22 protein-coding genes are annotated in these 20354 nt (G+C 66.7%); 11 read left to right on the forward strand and 11 right to left on the reverse strand.

What is annotated here, in order from left to right; translation table 11 throughout:
• Positions 1-168 precede the first annotated feature (168 nt).
• The 4 genes from ACWDMM_RS16865 to ACWDMM_RS16880 all read left to right on the forward strand — a co-directional run bounded on the left by ACWDMM_RS16865 (position 169) and on the right by ACWDMM_RS16880 (position 2622).
• Positions 169-705 carry a VOC family protein gene (locus tag ACWDMM_RS16865; RefSeq protein WP_195080988.1) on the forward strand — a complete coding sequence of 179 codons (537 nt, stop codon included), beginning with the start codon at positions 169-171 and terminating at the stop codon, positions 703-705.
• Positions 698-1498 carry a MerR family transcriptional regulator gene (locus ACWDMM_RS16870; RefSeq protein WP_357109746.1) on the forward strand — a complete coding sequence of 267 codons (801 nt, stop codon included), beginning with the start codon at positions 698-700 and terminating at the stop codon, positions 1496-1498. The genes ACWDMM_RS16865 and ACWDMM_RS16870 overlap by 8 nt, the downstream gene beginning before the upstream one ends.
• 57 nt (positions 1499-1555) lie before the next feature.
• Positions 1556-1960, forward strand: a complete 405-nt coding sequence (locus ACWDMM_RS16875; protein WP_357109743.1) for a hypothetical protein — start codon at positions 1556-1558, stop codon at positions 1958-1960.
• 113 nt (positions 1961-2073) lie between these two features.
• The gene (locus ACWDMM_RS16880; protein WP_449938224.1) at positions 2074-2622 is read left to right on the forward strand and encodes an Imm21 family immunity protein; all 549 of its coding nucleotides are present in this window, start codon (positions 2074-2076) and stop codon (positions 2620-2622) included.
• Positions 2623-2756: 134 nt separating this feature from the next.
• Here ACWDMM_RS16880 and ACWDMM_RS16885 read toward each other — a convergent pair whose 3' ends face one another.
• The 6 genes from ACWDMM_RS16885 to ACWDMM_RS16910 form a co-directional block, all read right to left on the reverse strand.
• Positions 2757-3761, reverse strand: coding sequence for a serine/threonine protein phosphatase (locus ACWDMM_RS16885; RefSeq protein WP_449938227.1), 1005 nt, complete (start codon positions 3759-3761; stop codon positions 2757-2759).
• A gap of 236 nt (positions 3762-3997) precedes the next feature.
• Positions 3998-4585, reverse strand: a complete 588-nt coding sequence (locus ACWDMM_RS16890) for a hypothetical protein (protein ID WP_357109734.1) — start codon at positions 4583-4585, stop codon at positions 3998-4000.
• Between the two features lie 4 nt (positions 4586-4589).
• The gene (locus tag ACWDMM_RS16895; RefSeq protein WP_449938230.1) at positions 4590-5066 is read right to left on the reverse strand and encodes a hypothetical protein; all 477 of its coding nucleotides are present in this window, start codon (positions 5064-5066) and stop codon (positions 4590-4592) included.
• Positions 5067-5486: 420 nt separating this feature from the next.
• Positions 5487-6023 (reverse strand): hypothetical protein, encoded by a 537-nt coding sequence (locus ACWDMM_RS16900; RefSeq protein WP_195080982.1) that lies wholly within the window; start codon positions 6021-6023, stop codon positions 5487-5489.
• A gap of 85 nt (positions 6024-6108) precedes the next feature.
• Positions 6109-6330 (reverse strand): hypothetical protein, encoded by a 222-nt coding sequence (locus ACWDMM_RS16905; protein WP_195080981.1) that lies wholly within the window; start codon positions 6328-6330, stop codon positions 6109-6111.
• Positions 6331-6334: 4 nt separating this feature from the next.
• The gene (locus tag ACWDMM_RS16910; protein WP_449938234.1) at positions 6335-6814 is read right to left on the reverse strand and encodes a DNA-directed RNA polymerase subunit beta; all 480 of its coding nucleotides are present in this window, start codon (positions 6812-6814) and stop codon (positions 6335-6337) included.
• Between the two features lie 253 nt (positions 6815-7067).
• On the opposite strand from ACWDMM_RS16910, the gene ACWDMM_RS16915 reads away from it, so the two are divergent.
• From ACWDMM_RS16915 to ACWDMM_RS16935, 5 genes are all read left to right on the forward strand, one after another.
• Entirely contained in the window at positions 7068-7952 is an 885-nt protein-coding gene (locus tag ACWDMM_RS16915; RefSeq protein ID WP_449938236.1) for a DUF5753 domain-containing protein, read from the forward strand.
• Positions 7949-8152, forward strand: coding sequence for a DUF397 domain-containing protein (locus ACWDMM_RS16920; RefSeq protein ID WP_280412159.1), 204 nt, complete (start codon positions 7949-7951; stop codon positions 8150-8152). The genes ACWDMM_RS16915 and ACWDMM_RS16920 overlap by 4 nt, the downstream gene beginning before the upstream one ends.
• Before the next feature lie 389 nt (positions 8153-8541).
• Positions 8542-9072 (forward strand): lipoprotein LpqH, encoded by a 531-nt coding sequence (locus tag ACWDMM_RS16925; RefSeq protein WP_357109719.1) that lies wholly within the window; start codon positions 8542-8544, stop codon positions 9070-9072.
• 92 nt (positions 9073-9164) lie between these two features.
• The gene (locus ACWDMM_RS16930; protein ID WP_195080977.1) at positions 9165-9965 is read left to right on the forward strand and encodes a hypothetical protein; all 801 of its coding nucleotides are present in this window, start codon (positions 9165-9167) and stop codon (positions 9963-9965) included.
• Between the two features lie 227 nt (positions 9966-10192).
• Positions 10193-12259 carry a PhoX family protein gene (locus ACWDMM_RS16935; RefSeq protein WP_357109716.1) on the forward strand — a complete coding sequence of 689 codons (2067 nt, stop codon included), beginning with the start codon at positions 10193-10195 and terminating at the stop codon, positions 12257-12259.
• Positions 12260-12363: 104 nt separating this feature from the next.
• On the opposite strand, the gene ACWDMM_RS16940 is transcribed toward ACWDMM_RS16935, so the two are convergent.
• Together ACWDMM_RS16940 and ggh are read right to left on the reverse strand one after the other, a co-directional pair.
• Positions 12364-13101 (reverse strand): glycoside hydrolase family 25 protein, encoded by a 738-nt coding sequence (locus ACWDMM_RS16940; protein WP_195080975.1) that lies wholly within the window; start codon positions 13099-13101, stop codon positions 12364-12366.
• 73 nt (positions 13102-13174) lie between these two features.
• A complete protein-coding gene (gene ggh, locus ACWDMM_RS16945; RefSeq protein WP_195080974.1) occupies positions 13175-14512 on the reverse strand; it encodes a glucosylglycerate hydrolase in 1338 nt (445 codons plus the stop codon).
• Between the two features lie 228 nt (positions 14513-14740).
• Between ggh and ACWDMM_RS16950 the strand changes: the two genes are divergently transcribed.
• Positions 14741-15430 carry an SDR family oxidoreductase gene (locus tag ACWDMM_RS16950; protein WP_449938243.1) on the forward strand — a complete coding sequence of 230 codons (690 nt, stop codon included), beginning with the start codon at positions 14741-14743 and terminating at the stop codon, positions 15428-15430.
• Between the two features lie 224 nt (positions 15431-15654).
• On the opposite strand, the gene leuS is transcribed toward ACWDMM_RS16950, so the two are convergent.
• On the reverse strand, positions 15655-18501 hold the full coding sequence (leuS, locus tag ACWDMM_RS16955) for a leucine--tRNA ligase (protein ID WP_195080972.1): 2847 nt from the start codon (positions 18499-18501) through the stop codon (positions 15655-15657).
• A 163-nt stretch (positions 18502-18664) separates the two neighbouring features.
• Here leuS and ACWDMM_RS16960 point away from each other — a divergent pair, with 163 nt between their 5' ends.
• Positions 18665-19072: an SdpI family protein gene (locus ACWDMM_RS16960; RefSeq protein WP_195044020.1), complete on the forward strand. Its 408-nt coding sequence runs from the start codon at positions 18665-18667 to the stop codon at positions 19070-19072.
• Positions 19073-19187: 115 nt separating this feature from the next.
• Here ACWDMM_RS16960 and ACWDMM_RS16965 read toward each other — a convergent pair whose 3' ends face one another.
• Complete coding sequence (locus ACWDMM_RS16965; protein ID WP_449938247.1) at positions 19188-19568, reverse strand: hypothetical protein; 381 nt, start codon at positions 19566-19568, stop codon at positions 19188-19190.
• 60 nt (positions 19569-19628) lie between these two features.
• Positions 19629-20048, reverse strand: coding sequence for a hypothetical protein (locus ACWDMM_RS16970; RefSeq protein ID WP_449938250.1), 420 nt, complete (start codon positions 20046-20048; stop codon positions 19629-19631).
• Positions 20049-20354: the final 306 nt, after the last annotated feature.

Genomic DNA, 20354 nt, shown 5'->3' on the forward strand with positions numbered 1-20354 from the left:
GGATGGCTGCCGCCAACGTGGTTATCATGCCCGGGCTGTCGGCGGGGCATGGCTGCTACGCCCGGGAAGCCAGGAATCTATCGGTCTAGTTCCGCCGCCCCTACGAGTGCGATGTTCCCTGCCCGGCGGCTTGACCCTTACGTTGCGTGAGGCTGGAAGGTGGGGTGCATGAGTGACTACTACAACGCGTTCGAGATGAGCCCCGTCCCCACTCCCGGTCCGGATGCGGTCGCGCCGGAGCCGTTCCGTGGCATCTATGGAATGCCCGCGTTCGCGACGATCCCCACGAGCGATTTGGCGGTGTCGGTGGATTTCTGGACTCGTGGCCTCGGATTCTTCGAGCTGTTCAGTATTCCCGGCAGCGTTGTGCATCTGCGCCGATGGGCTTTTCAGGACGTACTTCTCGTCCCTGCCGAGAACGTTCCGGAGCAGCCACCGGCGGTGAGCTTCAGTTTCGCGTGCGTGCTCAACCAGGTCGATTCTCTTGTCGAGGCTTGCCGTGCGTTGCGTCCGAACTCGGTCGATGGCCCCCGGGATACTCCCTGGAACACCCGCGACGTGATGGTGATAACCCCTGAGAACGCACGGATCGTTTTCACCGCCGCGAAACCCTTCGATCCGGACAGTCAGGAGGCGCGGGACCTCGAGGCCGTCGGGATCAGGCCACCGGACGCCGGTCGCGGTGACAATGGTGAGCATGCCTGATGCCGATACCGATGGCCTGACTGTCGGTCAGGTCTCGGCGCGTTTGGGCGTGACGGTCCGCGCGCTGCACCACTGGGATGAGATCGGTCTGGCGCGGCCGTCGCTGCGCACGGTTGCCGGGTATCGGCTCTACACCGCTGGTGATCTGCAACGACTGCACCGCATCGTCGTCTACCGTGAGCTCGGTCTCGGGCTGGACCGGATTCGGGCCATCCTGGACGACTCGACCGCGGACGTGCCCGGCGCGTTGCGCGCGCAGCGTGCTCAGGTCGCCGAACGGATCGACCGCCTCCAGCGACTCAGCGCCGGACTGGACCGGATGATCGACGCCCACGAGCGCGGCCTGCTGCTTACCGCCGAGCAGCAGGCCGCGATCTTCGGCCCCCAGTGGGACCCCGACTGGCCCGCCCGAGCGCGTGAGCGTTACGGAGACACGACGCAATGGCAGCAGTACGCCGAACACGCGGCCTCGCGCGGTCCGGAGGAATGGCAGGCCATCGCGGACACCGTTGCCGAGTTCGACCGCGCCCTCGGGGACGCGATGGACGCCGGTGTCACACCTGGGAGCCCGGAAGCGAATCAACTCGTCGAGCGACACCGTGAGGTTTTCGCTTCGTACTTTCCCCTCACCAGGCAGATGCAGGTCTGTCTCGGCCGCAGGTACGAGGCCGATCCGGGATTCGCCGCCCACTACGACGGCATCCGAGCCGGTCTTGCCCCGTGGTTCCGTCGAATCATCGACGCCAGCGCGCGCGCCCACGGCATCGACCCCGATACCGCGACCTGGCAGTAGGGCGGTGCGCCCGGCCGATACTTTGCCCCCACCGTTATCGCCTGGTCTGCTGAACTCGTGCAGTCATCCGACTCGAGCGATACCGAGACGGCATTCGTCCGATATCAAGCGGCGGCGCCGAACCGGAACGGCCGCTATCCGGGCGTTTTCGCGTTGGTCAACGGTTTGGCATGGTCCGGCTGCCTCAATGCTGAGCAGGAACACTTCCGTCGACGCGAAAATGCCTGGTATCAGGCATATCTCATCGACCCCGGACGCCTCGATCCCTCGCCCTACGATCGAACCCGCCACCCCAGGGCAGAAGCATGGTTCAAGTCCTCTGCCACCCAGTTCCTCGCCCGCGTGGGCGGCTACCTCGCGATACTGGACTTCCACGGCGTCGCATGGACTCGTCTGGAATCGGATGATCCAGGCCGGATTCTCTACGACGATCCCAACCAGGTCATCGTTGTCCCTCGGTAACCGCTCCGTTTTTCGGCGGATCATGAGGTCAGGAGTCGGCCATGGAGGATCCAACTAGTTGACAATGACAGGTACGAGAAACCGACAGACAAACGAACAAAGAGTGAGCCGTCATGCTTTACACCTGGGTCGAGTCCGCTGGAGGCCCCCTGCTGATCGCCCCCGAATCAGAACTTGGCCACTGGGGCGGCACAGCCGACATGGACGGACCCGTAGAAACGTGGGGCGACTACGGCCGAGCCTGCTCGGTTGAGGGGTACATCGGCCTGGTCACAGTCGGCTCGCAGCAGGCATTGGTCCTTGGAGACCAACCCGCTCGCACGACATATCTCCCAGCCGAGCGGACGTTCCTGCGATGGGCAGCGGCAGACTCCGAAGCAGAACTCGTCGCCGCAGCGCAGCAAGCATTACAAGAACACATCACATGGGATCAAGGCGAAGACCTCATCTGGGAGATACGAGAATCCGTCGTGCTTTTCGACTCGGCCTGGCCGGGAACTGAGATCGAACTCGACAACCAGCTCCACATCGCCCTCGATCCAGGGCGTTACCGAGTCCGGGCAACCTACATCAAGAACCCGAACAACTGGATGATCCTCACTCAGCTCCAGCCAACCGTCGACAAGCACCTCGACGACACCACCGGAACGGAGGTTGCCTGACCTTGCTGATCCGCAGATCGTGTCAATATCCCATGCTCACGCGGGGACAGGGCGAAAGCGCGGAGGCGGTGTCGTGGTCGCCGAAGGGTGCTCGTAGAGGGAAAAGCGAAAGACGTAGAAAGGTCGCCAGAGCTTCACACACCGGGATACTCGGCGTGTATGTCGCCGTCGCACAGTTTCCAGAAAAAGGCGTTCATCTTCGCGGCGGCGGGTGCGTGGCGGGTCAGGATCGCGGCCACGGCTGGTGGCACGTCATCCGGGATGTGGCCGGCGGCGCACTGGAGGACGTACTCGTTGCGGGCGACGGGGCCGCCGCTGGACGGCATCGGTACACCGCAGACATCCGTCACCAGCCAGTTCACGAGGCGCATGGCGGCGTAGCTGGCGTCATGGGTGGCGTGGCGTGCTACGAAGTCGCGCTCGGCGGCCGACAGGTCGAATCGGGGAGAGGTGGCCAGCCCGAAGTCGCTGAGATAGATGCGCTTCATGTCGGTGCGTAAGTTGCCGAAGTGCCAGTCCATGTGCAGCAACTCTCGATCGCGCAGGAACGCCACGATTTCGGAGAACTGCCGCTCGACTGTGGCGGCCTTGCCAGCCGGGTCCTCTCGCAGCATGTCCGCTATCGGGTGGGCGATGTATTCGCAGAACAGCACGAGGCTGGACGGTGCGGCGGCCAGCGCTTCGAGCCTGGCTCGCACGGCCGGGTAGCCGCCCTGGGCGGCGACCACCGCCTCGATGTCGGCGTGTTCGTCAGCGACCGGCGACCGGCCGGGCAGCACCCGCCAGTGGTAGAGCACCGGGAACGACTGCGTCTCTCCGGCCAGAACGCCGTCGGTGACGATGATGTTCGCGGCCAGCTCCCGCCATGCACTGAAGCCTGGGCCGCCGATGCCGTACTGGCAGAACAGCGGCACGTCGAAGAGGTTCGCTGTGGAACCCGGCTCGGCGAGCTCCCGGTCGGTCAGGGGGATTCGCTTGGTGAACACCGGCGCACCGTCGACATCGATGACCGCCGTACCGCCGCCCACACCCAGGCTCGTGACTCGACCGGTGTCTACGAGCTCAGCGAGTTCGGCATCGCTGCGCGAAGCCAGGGACACCGAAAGCCGTTGATGGAGGGCCATTCTGGCGGCTGTCATTACACGATTGTGGCACCGGCCCGGGTTCTACCTGGGTAGCCGTAGGCCCCGAGATACCGGCCGTCCAGCACAACCTGATCACGGAAACTCCACGCTCTTGCGAAAGCAACACGCTCGTCGCAACCTCCTGATCGGGAGGTTGCGACGATCGCGTGAAGTCGCCCATATCCAGGCCGAAAAGCCTCGTTCTCGCTGGTCTGCCCTCGCAGTCGGCGGCATACCGACCGAACACTGGGCTACGGTTGAGCCGGCCGGACTTCGTCTGCCTTGCGGTACTTTCCGTGCCCGCCTTCGCCGACGACCCATGTCACCGGCATGCCCGGCGTGATGAGTTGTTCGTCGCCCTGGTATTGCCAGAAGGAGAACCATACGTCGCCGGAGTGGCTGGCGATGAGTCCGTCGTAGGTGTCGGGCAGCCACCATCGGACCACGCCGTCGAGGCTGGGATCAGGATCCTTGGCTGTCTTGACCTGCCCGAACGGTATCAAGCCACCCGGCCCACGCCATCCGTCGAGAGTGGGGAGCAACGGCTGGTCCCCACCCGCGGGGTCGGCGGGCCAGATCTTTCCACTGCGGGACAGGATGTCGTCGTGGACTTCCCGCGCCAGTCTGCACGCCACACCGTTGGGTGTGCTCTCGACGGGCGTGGTGCCGACCACGACGCTCAAGTCGGGGACGGTGAACTCGATACGCCACCCCGGTGGATCAGGTAGTCGGCGAAGGCGCTCAGGGATCGTTTCATCGATGTGTACCTCGAAGCCGAGAGCCGACTCGATGTCGGCCGCCAGCAGGTCGGCGCCTCGCCTCGAAATTTCCTGACCCATGTAACTATCCTGCCGTGTAGGGGACGGTGCAGCGGTTGATGGGGGTCACGTACAGGTTCTTGCCCGCGGCGTGAGAGGCGATGACCTGGATTTCATCCCCAGACTCATACCGATAACGCCCATCCAAATACCTTGGGATGGACATGTGAAAGTTGTCGTCCTTGAACCTGTTGTCCGTCTCGATGGCCCTGCCGTTGACCAATATCTGGTAGTCGTACCTGCCCGGGATGTCGGCGATGTTGTTGAGGAACATGGCCCATGCGATGTTGCCGATGGGGTCTCTGTCCTTCGGCCTGGTGTCGACTTCGACTCGGCCCCATTGGGTGGTGACTCTGTAGTTGGTGCACGGCTGATACGACGCTTGTGCGGAACCGGAGGTCAGCACGCTCGCGATCATAGCGATCGCCAGTGTCGCTGCGAAGAGAAGCGTTCGACCGACTCGGCTTGTCGGCGCAGCTGATTGGTCATTGCGAACCTTCATGGGATATCCCCCTGCTTCGTCGAAACATGAATCGACTCGCCTATCCCGGCACCGGATACGCGTCACCCCGAGTACGAGACACCCCCCCGGCCTGTGAATAAAGGCAGTCGATATCTTTGGACGCACGCAGATCGCGATCGGTTCCAGCACAACGTAATTTATGCGTCACGCGTTCGCCGTGGACGGCTCCGCAACCGGCCCGCGCAGCAATGTCCGTCGGACGGCGCTTCGCTGAACCGACCCGCGTGCGATCGCTCTGACCTGCGGCATCCATCAGCCTGGCAAGGCAGCTGACGAAGGCTTCTAATCTGTCCGAGCGCGGCCAGCGCCGTCGCGGCAATCTTCAACGGTGGGCACTGTGGACACCGCAGGCGAGGAACTGCTCGGTCATGCTGAGCTGTTGCCGGGTGTACCACTGATTCAGGGTCCGTCGTAGAGTCTTTCGTTCGGCAAGCGGCGTAAGCCGGTTGTGTCGCCGGGGATCACCTCTACGGAGTCGACGAATCGTCGCCGGTGCTGTTCTTGGAGGAACCATAGGGCGGAGGTGAGGCAGGCGGCGAAGTCCAGGCGGTGGCCGTCGATCACTACCGCCAGGCGTACGTCCGGCTGCTCCGGGTGGGGTGACAGTTGTTCCCGGGTGTTGTCGAGGGCCGGTTTGTATTCGCGCCGTGCGGTGGATCGCGTGGTTTGCATGATCACTCGCTGCCGAGGGACATCGGAATCGTTCTCGACAGCAGTCCATTTCCTGATTTTGTAGAGCGCCGCAATGTAGGTGGCGCACGTCATCGGTGGGCAGTCTTGGTGATGGTGGTAGGCCGTGCGCGCGGCCTCGTAGCTCTGCATCGGCCAGTGCGGGTTGTTGTGGTCCAACCAGGAAAGGGTCCGGGCGAGAACGTTGGTGTCGTAGCACGGCCCGTTGGACTCGGCGTCGATCTCGGCATCGCCCTCGACGGCCATTGGTGAACACCTCCCACGAGACGGCGGCGTGGAGCCGCGAGAGAACTGCGGAGTTATGTGCCTGTTGCGGTGGAGCGACGGCCGCTTACGCCGAGATCAGATCCGGGCGCACCCACGGATCGCGGCGCGGTTCGGTGAGGTCACATAAGCGCTCGATATCGGCATCGGATGGAACTGATCGATTCGCTGCGAGTTCCAGATAGAGCTTTTCCGCGCGGGTGACGCGGTACTCGAGGATCGCCGTGCTCACGAAGAAGCAGATCGCGAGCCACGAGACGACCCCGAAGGCGATGAGCACAGGCAGCATTGCGCTACCGGCCATAGCGCGGGGCCTGGGGAACCACTTCGGACCACGCCCGTACGGCCTCGACGACAGCAAGGCCGGACGGAAGGAAAGCGTTGCGAGCCGGAACAACCCATTGCCGGATGGAGCCGTTCGGGCTAGGGGAGGGAAGCGCGATGACGGCTCCCTCGCGCGCGATGCTCACGTCCCGGCGGAACATCTCGGCGAACAGCTTGACGTCGTCGTCTTCGATGTCGGGACGGACAAGGAACGTCCAGCGACCCGAACGCGGATGCGCGACAATGGGTCCGAGCGCGCCGCCGCCGCTCTGCATGTGCGCTTTCACCGCTCGGCCCAACCTGCTGGGCATGGTCACCGCCCACACCGACCCGGCGCGCATCACGATCCGGCCGAGTTCCGGCGGATCGATCACGGCATTGAAACCGCAATCCCTGCGATAGAACATGCAGCGGGACAGCGGTGTGTCCCCGAACGCTCCTTCATCCATCGGCAGACCTCAACTCACATCGAAGGCGGGTTAGGTGCGCCCGGCCCGGCCACCCAGGCTGGGGAGTGACCGGCGTCGGGAACGTGAGTGGAAGATCGCCGTCACCTGCTCACGCCACCGGGCGCGCTACCAAGGAGACACCCACAACCCTGCTTGCTGCGACGATTTCAGCGCGAACGTTTCCAAAAATCCGGCGCTGTTTTAGTTGTTGTTGCATCCTTGTTCGAGTTGCAACGCACTCCGAAAGGTCGAGATGGCAACGGATTCCACAATCGCGCGGCGCATGCTCGGCATGCAGCTGGAGACGCTGCGCGAGCGCGCCGACATCACGAGAGAGGCCGCAGCTGCTGCGATCGCCTCGGCTCGATCAACGATCTGGAAGATGGAGACGGGTCAACCCGTCCGCTTCAACCCGGTCCTGATCGAGCGACTGTGTCAGCTCTACAACGCCACCGAGAAGGAGACTCAGGTTGTCCTAGAGCTGGTGAAGGAAACCAAGGGCGCAAAAGGCTGGTGGCAGGCGTTTGCCGATGACACGATCCCGAAAGACTTCGGGCTATTCGTCGGCCTAGAGGACGCCGCCAACCGGATCACGTCGTACCAGACCACCGTCTTGCCGGACCTGCTGCAAACCGACGACTACCGACGAGCGATCATCTGGGCCGAGTATCCGAACATGCCAGTGGAAGACGTCGAGCGGCACTTGGAGGTCGGCCGGAAGCGTCGGTCGCGGCTGACTGCCAAGAAGAACCCGCTCGCCATGGATGTGTTCGTTGACGAGTCCGCCCTTCGTCGCACTGCGGGAAGTACCTCGGTCATGACTGAACAACTTCTGCATCTCGCGGACGGAGGTCAGTCGGCAAACATTTCCATACGCGTCGTGCCGACCTCGACCGGCATCTACCGCGCGCTCCTGATCGGTTCCTTCGTCCTCCTCGAGTTCCCACGGCACACCACCGCGGATCTCACCATGCCCCCGGTGGTCTACCTCCAAGGCTTCATCGGGGACCTGTACCTTGAGAAAACCGACGAGGTGCGGCAGTACCGTCAGGTCACAGCCGAGCTGGACCGCCTGGCACTCGATCAGGCTGCCAGCCGAAATCTCGTCCTCCAGGTTGCGAAGGAGTATGAACGGTGAACGTTGATCTATCCGGCGCGGTGTGGTTCAAGAGCACCCGTAGTGGGACTAAGGATTGCGTCGAGGTCGCGCACCTCGAAGGCGGCATGGTCGGCGTCCGCGACTCGAAGAATCCGACCGGCCCGGCGCTGGTGTTCACCCCCGGTGAGTGGGACGCCTTCACCGCCGGCGTGAACGACGGCGAGTTCAAGCGCCCGTAGCACTGGCGATCACCACGGCCCGGCCCGCTGTCCTTGGGACAGGGGGCCGGGCCGTTCTCGTTGTACCTGTCGATCGAACAGTCGCGACCGAGGCAGCCGCCAAGCAAGACCGGCGCACATCAAGATCAGCGGCACACGGTGGAGACCTCTTCTCGCGAAATGCCACAGCCATGTGCCACTCGACGGCAGGGCCGGGTGGCTTGGTGCCGTCGCGTTCGAGGGCGGCTGGGCGGGGGTTGCGTGGGGGTGCGAGTCCTCTACCAGCGAAAACGCGGAAAACCTGGGATCGGTAGGGGGCGAATCGTTCGTACCTTTTTCTCAACGGCCCAACAGGAGGGCCGGAGAACAGGACCAGGGGCTTCGCCCCTCGAACGACAAGGACACAGACCATGAACGCCACTTCGCTCCGCATCGCCGCCGCCGCTTTCGCCGCCGCCGCCGCGGTGGCCGTGCTCACCGGATGCGGTGACAGCAAGGGCAGCTCGCCCGCCGCGCCCGCGCCGTCCTCGGCGCAGCCGGCCGCTCCGGCGGGGAAGTCGGTCGCTTCGGTCGACGGCAAGACCTTCGACGCGAAGTTCGACACCACCTGCGCCAAGCAGGGCGGCACGCTGGCGCTCGCGCTGACCGACACGGCGAACTCCGCCTACGGCAACCTCTCGGTGAGCGCGACCATCACCGACTCGAACACCGTGCAGGCGGTCGCGATCGCGGGCAGCAAGGGCGGCGACAACGGCCTGCCTTACGCGGTGGGCTTCGGCAACGGCATGCCGGGCGGCTCCGCGAAGGTCGTCAAGGACGGCAACACGTTCAAGGTCACCGGCGAGGGCGTCGGCGCCCCCGACCTGACCAACCCGCTGGCCGGGCCGAAGACCTCCAAGTTCGACATCACCTTCGCCTGCTCGTCCATCGTCGGCGCCTGATCGCCGCAATGCACCCCGATCCGCCCCCGTCATCCCGGACTATCCGGGATGACGGGGCGCGGCGAATCTCTCGAACACCAAAAGGAAACGTCATGAACAAGATCCGTCTGATCGCCCTCGCTCTCGGCGCCGCCGCGATCGGCTACTACGTCTACCACGCCGTCACCTACGTGCCCACCAGCGAATGGGAGCCCGCCGGAATGGGTTGGCTCGGCTTCGAGATGGCGCTGCCGATCATCGCGCTCACCCTGGTCCCCATGGTCTTCGCGTTCACCGGCGAAGGCATCATGAGCGCGCTGACCGGCCGCAACAGCGCGGAATTCCGCGACGGACTCACCGGCCTCGGCACCGTCCGATCGGTGCGGCAGACCGGCGTCACGGTCAACGACCAGCCGCAGGTCCATGTCGAATTCAGCGTCGAAGGCGCGGACGGCAAGATCTTCCACTCCTCCGCGAAGATGATCGTGCCGTTCACCGAGCTGGCCCTGCTGCGCGCCGGGGTGGTGCTGCCCGTGCGCTACCTTCCCGGCCGCACCGACCGGGTCGAGGTCGACCTGTCCGGCGACGCCTCCGCCGCGCAGAACGCGATGAACGAGTCCCTGATCCGCAAGGGCATCACCACGCGGCACAAGCTCGACATCGCCGAGCGCGGCATCGCCACCCAGGCGGTGGTGCAGTCGCTGTCGGTCACCGGCAACATCCGCGACGGGCACTCCGAGGTCGGGCTCGGCCTGGTGGTCACCCGCCCGGACGGGTCGAGCTTCTCCACCCGGGTGACGAAGTTCCTCGCCCCCGCCAGCGTCGGGCAGGTGCAGGTGGGTCGCGTCGTGCGGGCGCACTACCTGCCGGAGAACGAGAGCGAGGTCGTCATCGCCCTTCCGGTGAACGCCTGATGGGTGAGCCGGTCCGGGCCGGTTTCACCGAAAACGAGGCAGCCACCTTTCGACACCGACGCCGCGCCGATTCGAGATCATCGAATCGGCGCGGCTTTCGTCTGTTCCCAGGCCTGGCGGTTCGGCAATTCGAGGGTTACCTAGTTGGGCGGTTGTTCACTTTGTCGTCCCTTCCGGATGGTCCGGATGGTTTACCGTGCGGCCATCGGCCCAACCCAGGAGTCACCGTGAGTCTTCAGCCACTCGCCCTTTTCGTGAAGCACGACGGACAGTCGTCGCGCGCTGCCGTGACATGTGAGTACAAGTGCGCGAACGCGTGCTTCCACGAGGCGCCGAACACTTCTTCGGGCGCCTACTTCGGTGACATCGTCAGCTCGCTGAACCGGCGCGGACTGATCAAGGGCGGCGCGGCCGCCGTGCTCGCGGTCGGCGCGGGCAGCGTCCTCGCGGCCTGCGGTGACGACGATGAGCCGACCACCGTAGGCTCCACCTCGCCCGCGGGGCCGCCCGGAACCGGCACCGACTTCGCGGCCGTCGCGCCGAACAAAGAAGACGCCGTGGTGATCCCGGACGGCTATGAGCAGGCCGTCGTGATCCGCTGGGGCGATCCGCTGTTCCCGGACGCGCCCGCTTTCGACTTCGACAAGCAGACCGCCGCCGCGCAGGCAAGGCAGTTCGGCTACAACAACGACTTCGCCGCTCTGCTGCCGATCGAGGGCAAGGCCAACGGCTACCTGCTGGTGGTCAATCACGAGTACACCACCAGCCCGCACATGTTCCGCGGCTACAACAAGGACGCGCCGACCGACGAGCAGATCGCGGTCACCATGGCCGCGCACGGCTTGAGCGTGGTCGAGGTCAAGGGCGAATCCGGCTCCGGCAAGCTGGTTCCCGTCTTCGGCAAGTACAACCGCAGGATCACCGCGACCACCGAGTTCAAGCTGACCGGTCCCGCCGCGGGCAGCGAATTCGTGAAGACCTCGGCCGATCCGACCGGCACCAAGGTGTTCGGCACCTTCGCCAACTGCTCCGGCGGCCTGACGCCGTGGGGCACCGTGCTGTCGGGTGAGGAGAACTTCCACGGCTACTTCGCCAACGCCGACAAGGTGACCGAGCCCGCCGCCGCGGCGCGCCTGAAGCGCTACGGTTTCGCCGCGGGCAAGACCGCCAACCTGTGGGAGCGCGCGGACAAGCGTTTCGACCTGGCGCAGGAACCCAACGAGGCCAACCGCTTCGGGTACGTCGTCGAGGTCGATCCGTGGGACCCGAACTCGACGCCGATCAAGCACACCGCGATGGGCCGGGTGAAGCACGAGGCCGCCACCATCTATGTCACGAAGAACGGCGACGTCGTCTCCTATACCGGTGACGACGAGAAGTTCGAATACATGTACAAGTTCGTGTCCTCGCGCAAGATCCAGCCGGGCACCGGAGCGGCGAGCATGCGGCACAACCTGACCATCCTGGACGCGGGCACGCTGTATGTCGCCAAGCTCACGGGCGATCACGCGGACAAGATCGACGGCACCGGCGCCGAGCCGTCCGAGAAGGGCTTCACCGGCACCGGCCAGTGGATTCCACTGCTGGAGACCGGCGCGGACGGCAAGGGCAAGTCGCTGGTCGACGGTATGAGCGCGGAAGAGGTGGCGGTGTTCACCCGCCTGGCAGCCGACAAGGTGGGCGCCACCAAGATGGACCGCCCGGAGGACTTCGAGGCCAGCCCCTACACCGGCAAGGTGTACGTGGCGCTGACCAACAACGACAACCGCGGCGCGGAAGGAAAGCAGGGGCCGGACGAGGCGAATCCGCGCAAGCTGAACAAGAACGGCCAGATCCTGGAGATCGATGACAACCACACCGGCACCACGTTCACCTGGTCGCTGCTGCTGGTCTGCGGCGATCCCGCGGCGGCCGACACCTACTTCGCCGGTTACGACAAGTCCAAGGTGAGTCCGATCTCCTGCCCGGACAACCTGGCCTTCGATCCGTACGGCAACCTGTGGATCGCCACCGACGGCAACGCGCTGAAGTCGAACGACGGATTGTTCTCCGTGGTGCTCGACGGCCCGAATCGCGGCCAGACCAAGCAGTTCCTCACCGTTCCGCGCGGTGCGGAGACCTGCGGCCCGGTGGTCAGCGAGGCACGGGTCATGGTGTGCGTGCAGCATCCCGGCGAAGCCGACGATGCCACCCCGGACAACCCGTTGTCGCACTGGCCCGACGGCGGCACGGCCCAGCCGCGCCCCTCGGTCGTGGCGGTCTGGAAGAAGGCAGGCGGCCGCATCGGGGTCTGATACCGCAGCCGCGGCGCTCCGGCCCCCCTGCAACCACGGCCACTCTCCGCGGCTCTCCCCGCGAGTGAGGCCGCTACCCGACTGGGCGGGTAGCGGCCTCACTCCTATCCGCTGCCGGTGCCGCCCATGTTGGCGTAGCCGGCGAAACCGCCTTGGGCGCCGCTGTAGACGTTGAGGTCGACGCGGCCCTCGATGCCCGGAATCGCGCCGCTGTCGGTGGTCTGCCAGAACGTCCAAGTGGACCAGCCGCCGGGGACCTCGGGTTGCGAGTTGCCGCGATAGTCGGCGATCCACAGGGGGTACTGGGCGAACTCGTGGGTGTCGGCCATCGCGGTGCGCCAGAAGACGGGATAGGTGTAGACGATCGGGACGCGGCCGGTGAGCGTTTCCACGGTGTTCAGGTAGCGGCGGGTCCAGTCGATCAGGGCGGCCGGGGCGAGACCGCCGGTGACCTCGAGATCCAGCACCGGCGGCAGATCGAGCGGCCCGTTCTGGCCCAGCACCACCGCCGCGTACAGCGCGGCCTGCGGTTCGGGCGGCAGGTTGGGCCTGGCGTAGTGGTAGGTGCCCCGCGCCATTCCGGCCGCGCGCATCAGCAGGCTGTCGGGCACGAAGTACGGGTTGATGTAGTTCAGCCCCTCGGTGGCCTTGACCATCGCGAAGTCGTGGCCGGAACGTTTGACGGCGAACCAGTCGATCAGGGTGCCGTCGGTGTGCTGCCAGGAAGAGACGTCCGGACCGGTCGGCGTCGCGGTCGCCGGTAGCGTGGCGACGAGAACGCCGGACAGCGTGAGCAGTGACAGCGCCGCGCCGCGGCGGGTGGTCGACCTCCAGATGCCCATGCCGGAGGACGATAGCCATTCGCTCTGGCCGTTACCAGTGTGACAGCTGGGGTGTCAGAACTCTTCTGTGCTCTCACCCCAGCCAATCCAGCACCGACGCCGCCGTCCAAGATTGCTGCATACTGCCGAGCGGTTCCCCGGTGAACGGCTCGTAGTACTCCGCGAAGCTGCCGTCGCTGGCTTGGCGCAGGCCCTCGGCGCGCAGCATGAAGGAACGCTCGGCCCAACCGCGCCGGGCGAAGACCCACGAGAACAGCCAGCTCATCACCGGCCACACCGGCCCACGCCAGTACTCGCGGGAACGGAAATCCTTGGACACCGGCGAGGTGGAGGGCGGCAGCGCGTAGCGCAGATCCGGGTGACCGCAGAAGCGCGGACCCTCGAACAGGCGCAGCAGCGCGCGCTCGGTGTCGCGGGGCAGACCGCCGCACAGCAGCGGCGCGAACATCGAAAGCGTCTCGGTGTTGATCCAGCGCTGCAACCGCACGTCGAAGTCGCGGGCCGCGCCGGTGCGCGCGTCGGTCGTCGCCACGACTCCCGCGCGGAACCGGTCGGCCCACGCGTAGAGATCGCGCACGTCGGCGTGCGGTTGCTTGTACTCCTCGCCGATATTGGCCAGGACCTCGCAGGCCAGCGCGAAGATCCCGGTGACGAACACGTCCTCGACGGCGAAGCTCATGGTCGAGGCGAGCTGATAGTCGTCGTAACCGGCTCGGCGCATCTGCTCGACCAGCCACAGGTAGCGGTCGTACTCCCGGTCGGTCGGGCGCTGGGTCGGATCGGAGACCACCAGCACGTCCTCGCGGCGATAGGGCGGCAGGTCGCCGGGGACCACGTGCTCGTAGGCGCGATCCCAGCGCGGCGAGTTGTCCATCCCGGACTCCCAGCCGTGGTACAGCGTGATGCGGCCGGTCTCCTTGGGGTCGCGAGCGTGCGCCAGCCACCGGTGCCAGCGCACCAGATCCGGCCAGCGCCGATTGAGGAACTCCTCGGCCACCGACCTGGTGCTGCGGCCGTGCCTGCGCGAATGATCCAGGATGCGCTGCACCGCGATGGCGTGCACGGGCGGCTGGGTGATCCCGGAGGTGTCCGGACCGTCCGGCGCGTTGGCCGCCAGCTTGCGGCATTCCCAGCGGGCCGGGCCGGGGAAGTAACCGTCCACGCCGTTGGCGAAGACGATGTGCGGGATCATGCCGTTCTTCCACTGCGCGGACAGCAGGGTGTCCAGCTCGATCACGGCGCGCTCCACGCTCAACGGCGCGAGGCCGACCGCGACGAACGCCGCGTCCCAGCTCCACATGTGCGGGTACAGCCGGGGCGCCGCGCTGGTCATGGTGCCCAGGTCGTTACCGCGCAGCAGGTAGGCAGCGCGGGCCGCGAGCTGGGTGGGGGTGAAGCCCGGATGCGCCATCCCCTTATTCTGCGATGTCACCCGCAGATATGCCCGCTCAGCGGTGTCCGTTTCATCACCATCCGATCGGCCTGTGGCCGCTTCGTGTTCGGCGGTTCTCACTTTCGCACGCCCCGTCCGTGATTCGCTGCCCGAGATTCTCGCCCCGATGCGGCCCGCAGCGCTAGTCGTTCGTCCAGTGCTACGGGTTTTTACGCCTTCTTCGCCCAGCCGGTTACGGTGGGGCCCATGAGTTCCGTCGCGTCCTCGAAACCGACCGCGTTGATCACCGGCGCCAGTCGCGGCCTCGGCGCCGCGATCGCCAGGGAACTCGCGCCGACCCACGATCTGCTGCTCGGTGCGCGATCGGCGCAGTCGCTGCGTGGCATCCTCGCCGAGTTGCCCGGCGCGCGGGGCTGGCCGGTCGAGTTGACCGACTACGCCGCCCTCGCCGAGGCTGTCGCGCCGATCCGGAGCCTGAATGTGCTGGTGCACAACGCGGGCATCGCCGATCTCGGCACGATCGCGGAATCCACAGTCGAGCAGTGGCGAAACACATTGGAAGCCAATGTTATCGCGGTCGCCGAACTCACCCGGCTGCTGCTGCCCGCGCTGCGGGAAGGCCAGGGTCACGTGGTGCTGATCAACTCGGGTGCGGGGCTGCGCGCCAACGCGGGCTGGGCCTCCTACGCGGCGAGCAAGTTCGGACTGCGCGCCTTCGGCGACGCGTTGCGCCAAGAGGAGCCACAGCTGCGGGTCACCTCGATCCATCCCGGCCGCATCGACACCGATATGCAGCGGGCGATCATCGCGGGCGAGGGCCGCGAATACCGGGCCGAAGACTTCCTCACACCGGAGACCGTGGCGTACACGGTGCGCACCGCCATCGACACACCGCGCGACGCGCATCCCACCGAGGTTGTCCTGCGGCCGTACTGATCGCTGATGCACCGGCGGGCGCTCACGTAGCCGAAATGTTCGCCCGTCGGCGCGTAGCCCGTCAGGGTGTGCTGCGGCCGTCCTGATCGCGGTCACACCGGCGGGCGCTCTCTCGGCCGAACCGTGCGCACGGCTGTCGGCGCGCACGTCGCCGGGGTCGCGCTCCGGCCGTATCGATCTCGGCCGAAGAGCGCAACCAGTCCACGGTCACACGCGCCGACGCGTCAGGCGACGATGTTCACCAAGCGGCCCGGGACGACGATCAGTTTGCGCGGCGCGGCTCCGTTGAGTAGCGCGGCGATTTTCTCGTCGGCCAGCGCGGCCGCCTCGATCGCCGCGTTGTCCGCGTCGGCCGCCACCTGAATCCGGCTGCGCACCTTGCCGTTCACCTGGATCGGGTACTCCACCGACTCCTCCACCAGCAGTGCGGGATCGGCCACCGGGAAGGGGCCGTGCGCCAGCGAGCCGGTGTGGCCCAGACGTTCCCACAGCTCCTCGGCGATGTGCGGGGCCAGCGGCGCCAGCATCAGCACCAGCGGCTCCACCACCGAGCGCGGCGCGCCGTCGGGGTAGCTCTTGGTCAGGTGGTTGGTCAGCTCGATCAGCTTGGCGCCCGCCGTGTTGTCGCGCAGCGCGGCGAAATCCTCGTCCACGCCTGCGATCGTCTTGTGCAGCAGGCGCAGCGTCTCCTCGCTCGCGGCCGCGTCGGTGACCCGCACCGCGCCGGTCTCCTCGTTCACCACCAGACGCCACACGCGCTGCAGGAACCGGTGCGCGCCGACGACGTCCTTGGTCGCCCACGGGCGTGAGGTGTCCAGCGGACCCATCGCCATCTCGTAGAAGCGGAAGGTGTCGGCGCCGTACAGATCGCACATCTCGTCGGGGGAGATGGCGTTCTTCAGCGACTTGCCGATCTTGCCGTACTCCTGGCGCACCTGGATCTCGGCGCCGGCGGCGTCGGTCCAGAAGAACTTGCCGTCGCGCTCGACGACCTCGGCGGCGGGCACGTACGCGCCGCGCTCGTCGGTGTAGGCGTGCGCCTGGATGTAGCCCTGGTTGAACAGCCGCCGATAGGGCTCGCTCGCGGACACGTCACCCAGGTCGAACAGCACCTTCTGCCAGAACCGGGCGTAGAGCAGGTGCAGCACCGCGTGCTCGACACCGCCGACGTACAGGTCGACGCCGCCCGGATCGTTCGGCCCGCCGACATCGGTGCGCGGGCCGAGCCAGTACGCCTCGTTCTCCTTGGCGCAGAACGTCTGCGTGTTGGTCGGGTCGGCGTAGCGGATCTCGTACCAGGAGCTGCCAGCCCACTGCGGCATGACGTTGGTGTCGCGGCGGTAGCGCTTCGGTCCGTCGCCGAGATCCAGTTCGACTTCCACCCAGTCGCTCGCCTTGGCCAGCGGCGGGGAGGGTTCGGAATTCGCGTCGTCGGGATCGAAGGTCACCGGGGCGAAATCGTCCAGTTCGGGCAGCAGCACCGGCAGCATGGATTCCGGCAGCGCGTGGGGCGCGCCCTGCTCGTCGTACACGATGGGGAACGGCTCGCCCCAGTAGCGCTGGCGGGCGAACAACCAGTCGCGCAGCTTGTACTGGATGGTGCCCTTGCCGTGGCCGTCGGCCTCTAGCCGGGCGATCATCGCCGCTTTCGCCTCCTCGACGGACATGCCGTCGAGGTAGTCCGAGTTCACCAGCGTGCCTTCGCCCGCGTGGGCGCCCTGCTCCAGGTCGCCGCCGCTGATCACCTCGACGATCGGCAGGCCGAGCACGGACGCGAATTCCCAGTCGCGATGGTCGTGCCCGGGGACGGCCATGATGGCGCCGGTGCCGTAGCCGCTGAGCACATAGTCGGCGATGAAGATCGGCACGGCCGCGCCGTTGGCCGGGTTGATCGCGTAATTGCCCAGGAAGACGCCGGTCTTCTCCTTGTTCTCCTGGCGCTCCAAGTCGGACTTGGCCGCGATCGACTTGCGGTAGGCCGCTACGGCCTCGGCCGGTGTGGCGGCCCCCTCGTTGGTCCACCTGGGGTCGGTTCCGGCCGGCCAGGCGGCGGCGGTCAGTTTGTCGACCAGTTCGTGTTCCGGCGCGAGCACCACGTAGGTGGCGCCGAACAGGGTGTCGGGGCGGGTGGTGAAGACCTCGATCTGCTCGCCGTCGGCGTCGAACTTCACCTGCGCGCCGCGAGATCGCCCGATCCAATTGCGCTGCATGGCCTTGACGTTCTCCGGCCAGTCCAGCCGCTCCAGGTCGTCGACCAGGCGATCGGAGTAGGCGGTGATGCGCATCATCCACTGCCGCAGCCGCTTACGGAACACCGGGAAGTTGCCGCGTTCACTGCGGCCGTCGGCGGTGACTTCCTCGTTGGCCAGCACGGTCCCCAGGCCGGGGCACCAGTTGACCATCGAATCGGTCTGATAGACCAGGCGATACGAGTCCAGCAGCGCGTTCCGCTCGGCGGCCTGCATCGCGTCCCAGGACTTGCCCTCGGGCACGGCCCGCGCACCCGACGCGAACTCGGCTTCCAGCTCGGCGATCGGGCGGGCCCGGTTCAGCTCCGTGTCGTACCAGGCGTTGTAGATCCGCAGGAAGATCCACTGCGTCCAGCGGTAGTACTCCGGATCCGTGGTCGCGAACGAGCGCCGCCGGTCGTGGCCGAGCCCGAGGCGGTCCAGCTGGCGCTGCATCGTGGCGATGTTGGACTCGGTGGTGTCGCGCGGGTGCGCGCCGGTCTGCACCGCGTACTGCTCGGCGGGCAGGCCGAAGGCGTCGTAGCCGAGGGCGTGCAGCACGTTGCGCCCGTGCATGCGGTGGTAGCGGGCGAACACGTCCGTGGCGATGTAGCCGAGCGGATGCCCGACGTGCAGGCCCGCGCCGGACGGGTACGGGAACATGTCCTGGATGAACAGCTTGTCCGGCGGCGTCGGGCCGGACAGCGGCCCGACCGGGTTCGGCGCATGGAAGGTTCCGCGTTCGTCCCACGTCCGCTGCCACCGGCGCTCGATGCGGCCGGCAAGCTCCGCGTTGTACCGGTGCTCAGGTACATCGCTTTCGGTTGCACGTGTGTCTTGCACGGTCCTGCCTTCTTGTGGTCGCCGATCCCCGACAAACTTCGTCTATCAGGGTAGAACGTCGCGTCGGCAGGACCGAAAATCGGGCTGGCCTGCGGTTGCGGCCGGGTTCGCCGGGTCGCCGCCCGTCGGAGGGCGCGCGGCGCCGATGCGCTAGCCTGCATGAGTGTTCGTCGTCGCTCTCGTCCTGTTCGTGCTGGCTGTGGTGGCCGTCGCAACCGGAGCACTCGGGCTGACCGGCCGATTGCCCCGCAATCGTTTCTTCGGTGTCCACACCGAGGCCGCGCTGTCGACGGACGAGACCTTCCGCGTCGCCAACCGCGTCGCCGCTCCCACCTCGATCGCGGCCGGGGCGCTGCTGTTCGCCGGCGGTCTGGTCGGGCTGGCCGCGGACGGCTTCATCGCGCTGGCGGTCGCGGCCTGCGCCGCCGTCGTCGCGCTGTTCACCCTCGGCGCGGGCGCGAACGCCGCCGCCCAGGCGGCCGAAGCCATCGCTCCACCGCCGCAGACCGGTGGTTGCGGCAACTCCTGCGGCGCCTGCTCGCTGCGCGACGCCTGCCAGCCCGCGAGCTGAGGCCGATCACCCCGCCCGCGCGCACGTCGCGACGCCCTGTCGGGCCGCGAGCTGAAGCCGGTCACCCCGTGTCCCCGCACTCCGCGATGCCTGCGAGCCCGCGAACGGAGTCTGGTCATCGCGCGTCCGCGCACTCCGGCGGCGGGACGCTGCGGGACAGCGGACTGCCGAGCGGCGTGCAGTAGAGCACGCACAGCAAAACCGGCACCGTGCCGAGGTTGCGCGCCACATGCGGGTAGCGCGGCCCGCTGGGTTCGCGGAACACCCGCCAGCGCCGGTAGGTGACCGGCGCGCAGTCCGCACCGGGATGATCCAGCGTCCCCCGCGCGACCAGGACGAACAACGTCCCGTCGTGGTAGTGCCACCCGCTGCTGCCACGCGGCTCGATGCGCGTCTGGCGCAGTATGACCGCTCGCCGTCCCAGCGTGAACCGGAACAGGACCCGGCTGGCCGTCCCACGGGCGGGCGGCGCGTTCACCTCGAATTCGGACCACACGCCTCGATCGAACCATCTCCCTCCGCGGGATTCCGGCAGAAACGGCGCGCATAGATCGCGTCACATGAGCACGTAGAGGGCGAGCGTGACGACGAGGCTGCTGAGGACTCCGGCGGCGACTTCCACGGCGAGGTAGCCGTGGGCATAGGCGCGCCGCATCCACAGTGCCCACACCGGCGCGCAGACGCGTAATGCCGCGAAGAGCGCGGCCAGTGCGATGGCTCCGGTCGGTCCGTTCATCGGCAGCAGCGGGTGCAACCAGGCGTATCCGATGGTCATGACGTACGCCTCGAGCTGCGTGCCCAGGAAATTCGCGGTGAAACTCCGTGGCAGAGGGTGTTCACCCGGCCCGGCGAGGGTGGTCTTCCGGTGGTGGGTATGGACGCGGACCACCCACGGGTTCGAGTAGAAGACCGCCATCGCGGCAGTGCTGAGCAGCCCCGCGACCAAGCCCCACACGAGCAGCTTTATGGCGAGCATTCTCCTCGTTCCGATAGTTCATCGCGCGACCACGCCCACTGGCCGCTGCTGTGAGCGATCTCAGCGAGGATGGTTGTTCTCGCCGATGCCACGGTGACCCGCCGGACGTGCCGTTCGATGCCGTGGCCCGGTAACCGTATCGGTGCGGCGCGTCACCACCCCACTGCCGCAATTCCCAGCATTGATAGCGGGGAATACGACCGTTCGGCTGCCCGGCCGCACCGACGCTTCGGGCGATCGGCGCAGGCGGGACCTTCCGCACCGTCGAACAGCGGTGTGGCAGGCCCTGTTCGGATGAACCAACCC

This window comes from Nocardia sp. NPDC003726, assembly GCF_053586955.1.